Origin of the sequence: Lentzea sp. NBRC 105346 (genome assembly GCF_030269605.1) — a bacterium.
GTDB lineage: Bacteria > Actinomycetota > Actinomycetes > Mycobacteriales > Pseudonocardiaceae > Lentzea.
Genome location: NZ_BSTQ01000027.1, coordinates 26,475 through 38,433, shown reverse-complemented (window position 1 = coordinate 38,433; position 11,959 = coordinate 26,475). Strand labels below are relative to the sequence as shown.

Genomic DNA, 11,959 nt, shown 5'->3' with positions numbered 1-11,959 from the left:
CATCTCGGTATAAGATCCCGGCATGGGTCTGCGGGAGGACAAGAAGCGGGCGACGCGCGAGCTGATCTCGGGGGTGGCGACCGCGATGTTCATCGAGCGCGGCTTCGACAACGTCACCGTCGCCGAGATCGCTTCGGCGGCCAACGTCTCGAAGATGACGGTCTTCAACTACTTCCCCCGCAAGGAGGACCTGTTCTTCGACCGCCAGGCGGCGCTGCAGGAGCTGCTGGTCGAGCTGGCGCGGCGGCGCCCGCTCGTGCCCGCGTTGCGATCGACGCTGCTGGAGCTGGTCGAGGAGCGCCACCCGTACAGCGGTGTGCGGGAGGGCCTGCACCACTTCTGGCAGGTCGTGTGGGACAGCCCCGCGCTGCTGGCGCGAGCCCGCGAGATGAACGAGGAAGCGCAGGACGTCATGGCCGCCGAACTGGTCGCCGACTACGGTCCGATTCGCGCCGCGGTCGTAGCCGGTGCGGTGTCGACGGCGATCCGCCAGCTGTACGCGTCGGCGATGCGGGCGCTGGCCGGCGGTATGAGCGTCGACGAGCTCTGTCCGGTGCAGGTGCGGAACATCAACGAGGTGTGCGACCTGCTGGAGTCCGGGATCGGCTGACCCAGTCCGCGTAGGTGTGCCAGGCGATCTCGGGATAGTCGGTTTTCAGTGCTTCGATGTCCACCTCCAGGCCGACCTCGGTGAAGTAGCGGAACATCGCGGCGAGGTCGTGGGAGTAGCGCTCGGCTTCTTCGAGTGAGGCTTCCTGGAACTCGGTGCCGAGGATCTCGGCCATCTCGGGGCCGGTGAGCAGGTCGCCCGCGATGTCGATGCGCTTGTTGTGGAACCGCTCGGGGTTCTCCATGGCCAGCACGGCCATCGCGGCGATGTCGTCGACCGCGATGAGGTGCAGCTTGAGGTCCGGCGGGATCGGCAGCCGCAGGCTCGGCTTGTCGTCCATGAACGCGGCCGGCCCGAGAACCGTCCACTGTGGATGGGTTTGTTGAAGGTGGCGTTCGATCTTCTGCTTGCTGTCGAAGTGCGGGATGCCGGTGCCGCGGTCGGCGTTGGTGGCCGAGGTGAACACGACGTGCGCGTGTTTCGCGGCGTCGACGGCGGCGATGCCGCGCTGTGTCTCGATCTCGCAGTTCGCGCCGAACGGCGTCGTGACGAGGAAGACCGCGTCGGCTTGGGCGAATGCGGGCCCGAGTGTCTCGGGTCGGTCGAAGTCGCCGTAGACGTCCTGCGGTCCCTTCGGGTTGCGGGTCATGCGGCTCACTTCGTGGCCGTGTTGGGCGGCGACGCGGGCGACGGCGCCGCCCTGGGCGCCGGTGGCGCCGGTTACGGTGATTTTCACGAGCAACATTTGACGATGAAAATATACCGGTGTCAAGTCTGTTGATAGGCTGCCGTCCGTGAACTCGGAGGCGATCTACGCGTGGCTGTACGCGCAGCAGGGCGTGGAGGCGGTCAGCGAGGCGCTCGACCAGCGCATGGAGTCCGTCGCGGGCTGTTCGCTGCTGGAGCACTCGGCGTTGTACCGGTTGCGGATGCACGAGGGCCGGCTGCGCATGCTCGAGCTGGCCGAGCTGCTCGCGATCTCCCCGTCCGGCGTGACGCGGCTGGTGGAACGGCTGGTCAAGCGCGGCTGGGTGGTGCGCGAGCAGCCGCCGGACAACCGGCGGCTCGTCTATGCCGTGCTCACCGACCTCGGTGAGTCGATGGTCGCGGAGACGACCGGGCGGGTGTACCGCGAGTCATTGGCGGAGGAGTTCACCGCTCTGCTGAGCGAGCGGGACATCGCGGACCTCAAGCGGATCGGCCGCAAGCTGCTCGAGGGGCACGGCCGGTGGGAGGCGCGGCGGTTCGCGCAGGACTGACAGCTACGAAACCAGTTGGGGCAGCAGGTGTTCCTCGGTCACCTGCAACCCCGTGGTGGCCATCGTCTCGGCCAGATCGGGATCCCATGAGGCTGCGGGCGGCTGCGTGGTGAGAGTCGGCAGGTCCACGCCCTGCGTGATCAACATGGCGACAGCGTCGCGGTAGTCGGACGCCGTCATGCGCCAAGCCGAACCGCCCGTCCACGCCAGCACGTCGTTGACCAGCCGCACGCCGTCGGGCGTGAAGTCGCCGTGACAACGGATGCGGGTGCCCGCGTCGGCCAGCCGCGCGAGGTGGTGCCGGGCGGGAGCGGTGACGCCGCGGTCGAGCACCAGCAGCGGCCCGGGAAAACCGGACTCCAGCAACCGCGCGCTCCGGCACACCGTGATCTCTGAGAACTCGACAGCGTCAGTCAGTTTCAGGTAGCCCGCCGACGTGAGCACCGGGTCGGACCAAGAATCGAGCACCACGCCGCAGCGTTCCCACAAACCACGAGGATCGCGCGGCACGTCCACGCCGTGCGCGAGCGCGGCGGCGCGCAGGACGATGCGCGCCAGCGGGCGGCCGTCGTCCAAGTCGTTGCCGGCCAACGCATGCCGCGACACCCAACGGCGAGGTATGCCGCTCAACGTCATGCGGCTCAACACGGACGCGGCCTGCGCGGCCAGCAAGGGCAGTACGGGCTGGGGGATCTTGCCGTAGCGGCGGACCTGCTCGATCCACGTGGCGGCCCAAGGCGCGGAGGCGAGACCGTGCTCGCGCAGCGCGTACCGCAGCACGGCGTCGGCCGTCGGCGCTTCCGCAGCGGCCTGCATCCCGATCGGGCGGCCGTGCACGCGTTCCAGCACCTCGACCAGGGTCGTGCCGGCGGCGCGGAGGTGTTCGTCCAGGCGGGCCAACGAGATCTGGCGGCGGGCCGGATGGTCGATCGGCTTGCGCAGCACCTCGGCCAGGGCGTCGGCCGTGGCGGCGTCGGGAACGCGGATGCTGAACGCCGAACGGCCGCCCGCCTCGATCGTCTCCCTGGCCAGGCGCCACAGCTCGGCCAGCTCGGGGCGGTCGGGGGTCACGGGTCGATCCGGTCCAGAGCGGCGCCGTCCCACGTCGTCTGCGTGCACGCTACGCCGCGGCCGTTCTTGGGGCGCAGCACGTCGTAGATGTGCATGCGCGGGATCTTGTCCGACACGCCCCAGCCCGACGGCCAGGTGATCACCCAGTCCATGTCCAGGTCGACCAGCAGACCCAGCATGCGCGCGATGGTCGGGTCGTCGAGCCGCTCGAACGCCTCGTCCAGCAGCACCAGGCGCAGCGGGTCGAACTCGTGCGACACCGCGTCGTAGAACGACGCCGCGGCCGCGAACAGCGTGACGTAGGAGATCAGGCGCGTCTCGCCGGAGGACAGCTGGCGCAGGCGGCGTTCGCGCGGGTTGCCGTCCGGGCCGGTGTCCGCGACGGTCACCGTGAACTGGTGCCACGTGCGGTAGTCCAGTGCGCGCGACAGGATTTCCGCATAACCGCCCGAAAAAGTGTCGCGCTCGGCCTCGATGCGTTCGGTGAACACGCGGCGCAGCGTCGCGTCCTGCTCCGGCGTGCGTTCGCCGAACGGCAGGCGCACCAGCGCAAGCGCTTGTCGCGTCTCGTCGTCCAGAGCCGAAGAGGACTTCCACGACAGCTTGACGTGCACGCCCTGGCTCGATCGCGCCTGGGACAGCACCTCGTTCATCCGTTTGGTCAGGTCCTCGGCGACGGTGATCTGGTTGCGCAGCCACTCGGCCAGGTCGCGGATCAGGTAGTCGGCGAAGATGCTCTGGTACTGCTCGTCCAGGAACCCGCGCTGTTCCGCCAGTTTCGACGTGACCTGACGCGCGGCGACCGCGACGGGACGAGCGCCCTCCTCGCCGGTGACCGTGACGGTCAGCAGGCCCGCGTGCTGCTCGGCCGCGATGTCGTGACTGCCCGCGAGCGACGTCTGCAACGCCTGCAGCTTGCTGATGACCGTGGCCTCGCCGGCGCCGCGCCGGTCGCCCGCGTCCGCGATCGCCTGGCGCACAGTGGAAAGGTCACCGTCGACATCCGGCAGGGCGGCGACCAGCACACCCGGTGCCCGGACGGTCGCCTCGAAGAGCTCGGCCGCGCGGGTCTGGGCCTCGCCTGCCTCGGCGACCTGCTCGGAGTTGGTCTCCAGCAACGCTTCCAGCTTCGCGGCCTGCTCGCGTGCGGCGGAGACCTGTTCGCGAACGGTCTTGAGGTCGGTGCGCATCTGCTTGCGCTGCGATTCCAAAGACGTCAGCTGGCCCGCGATCTCCCTGGCCTCACCACCGATCGCGTCGGTCAGCTCGGCGAGCGTGCCCGCCTGCGCCGCGTAGTCGACGCACCGCGCGTCCGCGTCAGCCTCTGCGGTCTCACGGTCCTGCACGGCCTCGTGGTAGCGGTGGGCGGCGTCGGTCAGGTCGGAGATCGTGCCCTGGCAACGCCTTTGCATCGCGTCACCGAGCCGGTCGGCGGTGCGCTGCGCCTCGGCGGCGGCCTGCTGGGCGTGGCGGAGTCCCTCGGACTCGGCGGGCAGGCCCGCGTCGCCCGCCTGCCGCGTCAGCTCGCTCTGCGCCGCCTCGAGCCGGGCGGACGCCGAGTCGAGCTCCGTGCGCAGCTCCTGCGTGCGCAGCTGCGCGCGTTCGGCCGACTCCTCGGCGGCCTGGACGCGGCTGTGCTTCGCGATCAGCTCGCCGTCGCCGGGGAACTCGGCCAGGTGCGCCTCCCACGCGCCGACCCGCTCGTGCGCCTGGGCCAGTTCCTCTTCCGCCGCACCGAGTTCATCGCGTAGCCGGGCCAGTTCCTCTTCGAGTTCGGCGATCCGGCGCTGGCGGGCAGCCTCACGTGCGCCGGCGCCGATGAACTCGGCTGCGGGCTTGGTGCCCGCACCGGTGAGCACACCGGCGCGCCACGTGCCGTCGACCGATTGCACGAGGGCGTTGTCGTCGTCCAACGCGACCGCGCGCAGCAGCTGCGCGACCAGCTCCTCGGGCACCGAGGACCCCTCGACCGCAGGCACCAGCACGTCCGCGAGCGACCGCCCCTCAACGGCTTCTCGCACCGTCGCCCAAACACCGCTGCTACGTGGATGAGGGGAGCCTTCATCCACCTCAAGTGGATGAAGGCTCCCCTCATCCACGACGATCGAGGCGTTGAGCAGGCCGCTCGCCTGCAGCGACGCCTCCAGGCCCGCGCGCTCGGCGTCGGTCAGGGACGACTGGAAGTCGACCAGTCGGTAGAACTGCGCGCCGGAGGCCTGCTCGGCGCCGGAGCGGAGGCCTGCCAGCTCGGCGTCCAGCTCGTCGATGCGGGTCCGCAGCTCACCGCGCCGCGTCGAGAACTCGTGCGCGGCGTCGCGTGCGGCCTGCACCAGCGGCCCGGTCCACTCGCGGGCCATGCCGGTCAACGTGCGCGCACCCGCCGGGTCGATCACCGACGGCAGCTCGAAGTCCTGTGCCGGGCGTTCGTCGGCCAGCGGACCGGCGGAGCACCACGTCTCGACGCGGGACAGCCAGGTCGCGGTCAGGTCGGTGAGCTCCTGGACCTCCTGGTTGCGCAACGCGGTCGCCTCGGTCGCCGCCAGCTGCGAGTCGCGCGCCTTCTGCCGCAACGCCTCCACACTCAGCTGCTGCGCGTCCAGCTCCAGCGCCTGCTGGTGCAACGTCAGCGCGAGCGCACCCCGTTGGCGCGCAAGGGAAGCAATGGAAGTCGTCGCGTCGGACGCCTTGCCCAGCGCGTTCACCACGTCCTCAGTGGCGGCGGCCGGCGGCACGCGGCGTTCGATCGGCAGCGGCTCGGCCTCGGGGTCCGGCTTCGCCCGCACCGACGCGGTGACGACCGTGGCCGAAGCGTCCGGCACCTGCGGAACCGAAGGCGCCAGCGAGTCGTCCATGCCCGCGGCGCGCAGGTGCTGGCGCAGTGGGTCACTCAGCTCGGCCGCGGACCCGAGGTCCTCGGCGAGGCGGCGCAACAGCCGCAGCACGCCCTCGACCGCGGCGTCCTCCTGCGCGCGTTGCTTCGCCGCCATCTCCAGCGCGGCGATCGCGGAGGACCGCTTCTCCGCCACCAGGTTCTCGCGCGTCTTGAGGTCCTGCAGGTCCCGGAACGCGGGCAGTTCCTTCAGCGCCGCGATCGTTTCCTCGGCCTGCTGCTCGCCGGTCTCCAGGTTCGTCAGCGCCTCTTCGGATGCCATCCGCTCGGCGCGGGTTTGCTCCAGCTGCGCGGTGAGCTTCGCCTGTTCGCGTTGCAACCGCGTCACGGCCTTCTCGGCGCCGTCGAGCTTCTCGGCGGACGACCGCAGGCCGCCGAACGCGTAGTCCGAGTACGTCTTGAGGAACGTGCTCAGCGCACTGTCCGCGGAGGACAGTCGCGTGATGTTCTCGCGGATCGACTCCAGGTCGTCGAACGACGTCGCCAGCTGTTCGATCATCGCCTGGTCCAGCGGCGGCAGCGCGTCCGAGAGGATCTGCTCCAGCTGGCCTTCCAGCACCTTCAGGCCGACGTCCGGGTTGCGCAGCGTGCGCTGCAGGTGCAGCAGGTCGCCGTAGCGCGCGGCGGGCACGCCGTACACCGTCTCGGCGATCTTCGCGCGGAACGCCGCGTCCTCGAACACGCAGTCCGCGCCCACGAGGTCGCGCAGCTGCGCGGGGCCGAGCGGCACCCGGTCCGGGCCGGCGAGCTGCAGGTCGTGACCGACGCGCATGGACGTGACGAACCGCCATGAGTCCGTGATCGCCTGCGAGGTCTTGGACGCCTTGACGCCCAGGCCGCACGTCAGGTATTCGTCGTCACCACGTCGAAGCTCGACCCAGGCGTACCCGATGCGGTTCGGGCCGCCGTCGTAGTCGTCCAGCATGAGCCGCCGGATGCTGACCGTGTCGAAGCCCTTCGAGCCGAGCTGGCGCAGGTCGCCGTCCAAACACAGGGGCAGCAACAACTCCAGCGTGCGCGACTTTCCGGACCCGTTGGTGCCCTGGAAGATCGCGCGGCCGCCGGAGAAGTCGAACGTCTGCTCGGTGTACTGCCAGATGTTGACGATGCCGCCGCGGTGCAGCCGCCACCTGCTCATGACGCGTTCTCCTCATCGAACAGGGACCAGCCGGGGATCTCGACCACGGGTTCGGGCGCCGGGGGCAGCTCGCGTTCCGGATCGCCGTCCGGCATGGGGATCCACCGGTGTGCCGCCGCGCTGATCGACCAGCCGTCTTCGTGCGGCACGGCCAAACCCATGCGGCGCAACAGTTCCGTCACCTCGTCGGTCAACCGGTCGAGGTCGTCGGTGAACTGCTTGGACCACGCGTTCGGGTAGTCCTCGACCAGCTGCTCGCACACCTCGCGGATCCGTTGCCGTGCAACGACATGCCGCGCCGGTGGATCTTCGTCTTCGTGCTCGATCAGATCCGGCAGCGCGAGCATTGCGATGCGCGCGACCGTTGACGTGCCGGGGAAGTAGAGGTCGGTGAGGAAGTCCTCGGGGTCCGACGCGAGCACGCCCTCGACGCGGCACTCGGTGTAGAGGCCGAAGAACTGTTCGAGCAGCGCGGTTTCCTTGCGCTGGTTGCGGCGCAGCCACTCGGCCTGGTCGTCCGGCAGGTCCGCGTACAGCACGAGCGGTGTCTCGACGAGCTTGCGGCGCACGGCGTGTTCGACGCCGCGTGGACCGGGCCGGGCGGCGAGCTGGACCAGGTGCTCGGGGCTCTCGGCCTCGCCGACCGGGCCGATGACGAGCTGGCCGAGCAGGTCGGTGTCGATGGTGATCAGCGCTTCCTGCGGCACGGTGTCCTGCGCGACCGTGCCCTCGGTCTCGTGCATCACACCCAGCGACACGAGGTGGCGCAGGGCGGCCGTCAAAGCACGCCGTTCGACGATGTCGTCCGGGGCGTAGATGCCCGCTTCCGTTGCGGCGGCACGGATGTCGGCCACCAGACGGGACAGCAGGGTCTGCCTGCCGGTGCCGGTCAGCACGGCCAGCGTCAGCGCCAGGTAGACGTAGGCGCGCGGCGACAGTCCGAGCACACCGCGGGTGTCGTCGCGGCCCGGCCCCGACTTGTACAGGCGGGCGAACCGGCGTTCGACGACGAGCCGGTAGCCCAGCAGTCCGGCGAACAGGTCCTGGAGCATCGCGCGGTGACGGTAGACGAGCGTCATCAGCTCGCCGTCCGGGCCGTCCGTGCGCAGCAACGGCCGGCGGAGCAGCGTGCGCGCGCAGCGGACCACGTTCTGCGCGTCGATGTCCGAGAGGTCGTCGAAGTTCATTCGGTGAGCGCCAATGTCGCGTCGTGCAGGGTCAGGGTTCCGGCCGCGGAGGTGATCTTGGTGGTCGTGCCGTGGCTGACGGTGACCTTGAGTCCGCGGACGGGGTCGCTCGCCTCGCCCGTGTCCTGCGGGGTGTCGCGCTGGGCCATCGCGAGCGTGAGCAGCTCGCAGAGTACTTCGAGCGCGCCGTGGCTGAGCGTGGTGCCGTTCAGATCCTTGGCGGCCCTGGTGAGCTCGGCGACGTGTGCCGCCCGGCGTTCGTCCGCCTCACGGGCCTCGGCCAGCAGCGACTGCTCGGTCATCGGGTCGTCGAGGATGCGCGAGGTGCGGCCGCGCGCACCCCGGTCGCCGCGGCTGCGGACGCTGACCGTGACGTCCCGCACCGGCCCGTCGCGCCACGGCGTGCGCTCGTTGTCGCTGTCGTGCTCCGGCGCGGGGGAGAGGTGCCGGGCGGAGTAGAGACCGAACGCCGCCGCGTACAGCTCGTGCGCCTCCTCCCTGGTGCTCTGGTCGAACCAGCGCGCGAGCTTCAACAGCTCCGCTTTCCTTCCAGGCAGCAGACCTCCGCCGCTGGTCGCCCGTTTCACGCTGGCCAGCAACGAGCCGATGGCGCGGGCCGTGGCTTCTCTCAGCGCGGTGACCTGGGACGGGCGGCCGGGCCGGTCGGCGAACCAGTCGGTGAGGTCCTGCCAGTCGTGCTCACTGCGGCCGCGGGCGCGTTCGACGTCGTCGCCCAGCTCGGTGCCGAGCAGTCGCAGCAGCTCGGGCCGGGCCCTGGCGAGTGACGCGAGGGTCTCGGCGATCGCCGGGGTGTACTTGAGCACGTCCTCGACGACCCGCTGGATGTACTCGACGAGCAGGTTGCGGAAGCCCGCGATCTCGTCCGGCGCCAGGTGGTTCCGCGTCACGACCTGGCCCAGGTAGGCGTAGAAGTCGCGCACCGTGGCGGCCAGCTCGGCGTGCTGCAGGAACAGCGTCGTGACGCGTTCGGCCAGCAGCTCCTTGGTGCGTTCGCCTTCGTTGAGCAGGGCGACACTCAGAGAGCCGCCCAGTTCACTCAATCCTCGCTCGATGGCCGGGAGCAACTCGCGGGCCACCTCGCGGGCGCCTTCGGGGGCGCGAAGGAGCTCGTCCACATCCCGTTGGACGCGGACGGCGAGCTTGCTGACCTGGTAGCGGACGCTGCCGTGCTGGAACTCGGCGATGCTCGCCGCGACGACCTCGCGGCGCCCCTGCACGAGGTTGCCCCACTCGACGAGCTGCTTGAGCCGCGTGATCACGTTCTCGATGCGCGACTCGCCGGGTTCGACCCGGCCCTCGCGTTCTGCTCCGGCCAGCGCCCCGGCGACCTCTCCCGCGGACAGGTCGGCCAGCAGCGTCGACGTGAACAAGCGCATGATCGCCAGGTACGTGCGCTGGTGATCGCGCGCGTCCAGATAGGCGTACAGCTTCAGCCGCTTGTGCTCCACGACCGGCCACCCTAATGCGGGGCACCGCCGGTCGCGGCGCTACCGTGCTCATCGGACTCTGGGGAGGCAAGGGTGGGTGCGGGGCGCGCGGTCGGGTTGTTGCTGGGCGTGGCGGCGGACGCCGTGTTCGGTGATCCGAAGCGATTTCACCCGGTAGCGGCATTCGGCCGAGCGGCCGCCGGCCTGGAACAGCGCGTCTACCGTGATCATCACGTCGCCGGAGCGGCCTATTCGGCGGCTCTCGTCGGCGGCACGGTTCTTGCCGGTGTCGTTGTCGAACGTGCTTCGCGCCGCCGCTGGTGGCTGCAGGCTCTGACGACCGGCCTGGTCACCTGGGCCGTACTCGGCGGCCGGTCGCTGGCGGCCGAGGGCACCGCGATGGGCCGCGAGCTCGACTCCGGTGACGTCGACGCGGCGCGGGCCCGGCTGCCCCACCTGTGCGGCCGCGAGCCCTCCCGGCTGGACTCGCTCGGACTGGCGCGGGCGACCGTCGAGTCCGTGGCCGAGAACACCTCGGACGCGGTCGTGGCGCCCCTGCTGTGGGGTTCGGTGTTCGGCGTGCCGGGCTTGGTCGGCTACCGCGCCGCCAACACGTTGGACGCGATGGTCGGGCACCGGTCGCCGCGTTATCGGCGGTTCGGCTGGGCCTCCGCGCGTTTGGACGACCTGGCGAACCTGCTGCCCGCTCGTGTCGCCGCCGTGCTGACCGTCTTCGGCGCCCCGGTCGTCGGTGGATCCGCATCCCAGGCCCTGGAGACGTGGCGGCGGGACGGCTCCGCGCACCCGTCGCCCAACGCGGGCCAGGTGGAGGCGGCGTTCGCCGGTGCGCTGGAGATTCGGCTGGGCGGCCGGACGGTGTATGGGCATGGAGCCGAGGAACGACCGGTGCTCGGCCACGGCCGTCAGCCCGACTCAGGTCACGTGACGCGAGCCGTGGAGCTGTCCCGGGTCGTCGGCTTCGGTGCGGCTTTCCTGTCCGCTTTCGTCGCCCTCTTCCGCCGCTAGCAGTTCGGCGATCGACTTCCTCTTCTGTTTCTGCTGCGTGAGGGCGCCTCCGGGCTGGATCTCGCGCCAGCTGAAGTACGCCCAGCCGCCGATCGCCATCACGCCGAACGCGATCCACTGCAGTGCGTAGGAGAAGAAGGGGCCCGCGTCGAGCTGCGGCAACGGCAGGGCGTTGATCGTGCCGGGCTGGTCCTCGGTGATCTGGAAGTAGCCCGGTCGCATGTTCGGTGCGACGGCCTCGGTGTTGATCGAGTACACCTGCCACTTGCCGTCCTGCTCGAAGGCCGGCCGTGCGTCGGACTCGTTCGGCCGCTGCAGCGCTACGACGGTGACCTGGTCTTTCGGCGGTTCCGGGTACGTCGGCGGCTTCATGCCGTTGACCGGGCGCACGTATCCGCGGTCGATGAGGACCGTCGTTCCGTCCGTGGTCTCGAACGGCGTGAGCACCTCGAACGCCGCCTCGCCCTGGACCGTGCGGAGGCGGGCCAGTGCCTCGTGCTCGGGGCGGTAGGTGCCCTTGAGGACGACCTTCTGCCACTCGTCGTGGCTTTGTTGCAGTGGTACGGGCTCGCTTTTGATCGACTTCGTGATCGCGCTGTTCTGGGTCTCGCGTTCGGCGTCGCGGCGGAACTGCCAGGGGGCGAGCAGGGTGAAGCAGGCCGTCGCGAAGACCCAGACGGCGAGGGTCAACGCGATCCAGCCGGGTTGCAGGAGGAACCGGAACCGCACCCCACCACCGTATGCGGCATGCGGTCGGCTGTCGTAACCAGGTAGTCACCTGGCTCGGAGCTCGGCGACGGACTGAACCAGGCCCGAGCGTTCCAAGGACGCCAGCACGTCACCGATGGTGCCGGGAGGGGTGCGCCAGGAGTTGGCGATCTGCTGGACGCAACTCCACACGACCTTCGCGTCGAGTCCGATCTGGTCGAGGACGAACTCGTCGGCGTCCTTCGGGTCGATGTCCCACTGCCGGAGTGCGTCGGTGGGGAAGTCCTTGCGGTTGTTGGTCACGATCACCTGTGCCCGTGCCTTGATCGCGGCGGCGAGCACGTGGCGGTCATCGGGATCCGGTAGCTCCAGGACAGGAATCAACGGTTCGTAGCCTGTCACCAGACAGTCCCTGACGGCAGTCATCATGAGCGATCGGGTGCGGCTCAGGGCTTCCCGCGGGAGATCGGGGCGATTCGTCCGCAGGTTGTCGAAGACCTCGTCGAGGATCTGGTTGGTCCACTTCGCCTGCACCAGACCGGACGCGCCGATCCGCAACAGCAGGTCGCGCAGCGTGCTCGGGTACAGAACGTTCGCGTCGTAGACGACGACAAAGCTCAAC

10 protein-coding genes are annotated in these 11,959 nt (G+C 70.0%); 3 read left to right on the top strand and 7 right to left on the bottom strand.

Going from position 1 to position 11,959, the window contains the following annotated elements:
- Nucleotides 1-22: 22 nt before the first annotated feature.
- Complete coding sequence (locus QSK35_RS40030) at nucleotides 23-610, top strand: TetR/AcrR family transcriptional regulator (protein ID WP_285753268.1); 588 nt, start codon at nucleotides 23-25, stop codon at nucleotides 608-610.
- On the opposite strand, the gene QSK35_RS40025 is transcribed toward QSK35_RS40030, so the two are convergent.
- On the bottom strand, nucleotides 570-1,346 hold the full coding sequence (locus QSK35_RS40025) for an NmrA family NAD(P)-binding protein (protein ID WP_502881782.1): 777 nt from the start codon (nucleotides 1,344-1,346) through the stop codon (nucleotides 570-572). The genes QSK35_RS40030 and QSK35_RS40025 overlap by 41 nt on opposite strands.
- Nucleotides 1,347-1,404: 58 nt before the next feature.
- On the opposite strand from QSK35_RS40025, the gene QSK35_RS40020 reads away from it, so the two are divergent.
- A complete protein-coding gene (locus QSK35_RS40020) occupies nucleotides 1,405-1,869 on the top strand; it encodes a MarR family winged helix-turn-helix transcriptional regulator (protein ID WP_285753264.1) in 465 nt (154 codons plus the stop codon).
- Between the two features lie 3 nt (nucleotides 1,870-1,872).
- Here the strand turns inward: QSK35_RS40020 and QSK35_RS40015 are convergent, their stop codons facing one another.
- From QSK35_RS40015 to QSK35_RS40000, 4 genes are read right to left on the bottom strand one after another with little or no spacing between them, the layout of a single operon-like run.
- Nucleotides 1,873-2,940: a TIGR02679 domain-containing protein gene (locus tag QSK35_RS40015; RefSeq protein ID WP_285753262.1), complete on the bottom strand. Its 1,068-nt coding sequence runs from the start codon at nucleotides 2,938-2,940 to the stop codon at nucleotides 1,873-1,875.
- Complete coding sequence (locus QSK35_RS40010; RefSeq protein ID WP_285753260.1) at nucleotides 2,937-6,968, bottom strand: TIGR02680 family protein; 4,032 nt, start codon at nucleotides 6,966-6,968, stop codon at nucleotides 2,937-2,939. The genes QSK35_RS40015 and QSK35_RS40010 overlap by 4 nt, the downstream gene beginning before the upstream one ends.
- Nucleotides 6,965-8,155, bottom strand: coding sequence for a TIGR02678 family protein (locus tag QSK35_RS40005; protein WP_285753258.1), 1,191 nt, complete (start codon nucleotides 8,153-8,155; stop codon nucleotides 6,965-6,967). Before QSK35_RS40005 ends, QSK35_RS40010 begins: the two co-directional genes overlap by 4 nt.
- Nucleotides 8,152-9,624 (bottom strand): DUF2397 domain-containing protein, encoded by a 1,473-nt coding sequence (locus QSK35_RS40000; RefSeq protein WP_285753256.1) that lies wholly within the window; start codon nucleotides 9,622-9,624, stop codon nucleotides 8,152-8,154. Before QSK35_RS40000 ends, QSK35_RS40005 begins: the two co-directional genes overlap by 4 nt.
- 72 nt (nucleotides 9,625-9,696) lie before the next feature.
- Here QSK35_RS40000 and QSK35_RS39995 point away from each other — a divergent pair, with 72 nt between their 5' ends.
- Complete coding sequence (locus QSK35_RS39995) at nucleotides 9,697-10,629, top strand: cobalamin biosynthesis protein (RefSeq protein WP_285753254.1); 933 nt, start codon at nucleotides 9,697-9,699, stop codon at nucleotides 10,627-10,629.
- Here the strand turns inward: QSK35_RS39995 and QSK35_RS39990 are convergent.
- Both QSK35_RS39990 and QSK35_RS39985 read right to left on the bottom strand, forming a co-directional pair.
- Entirely contained in the window at nucleotides 10,537-11,358 is an 822-nt protein-coding gene (locus QSK35_RS39990) for an SURF1 family cytochrome oxidase biogenesis protein (protein WP_285753252.1), read from the bottom strand. The genes QSK35_RS39995 and QSK35_RS39990 overlap by 93 nt on opposite strands.
- Before the next feature lie 45 nt (nucleotides 11,359-11,403).
- Nucleotides 11,404-11,958 carry a PIN domain-containing protein gene (locus tag QSK35_RS39985; RefSeq protein ID WP_285753250.1) on the bottom strand — a complete coding sequence of 185 codons (555 nt, stop codon included), beginning with the start codon at nucleotides 11,956-11,958 and terminating at the stop codon, nucleotides 11,404-11,406.
- Between the last annotated feature and the right edge of the window lies 1 nt (nucleotide 11,959).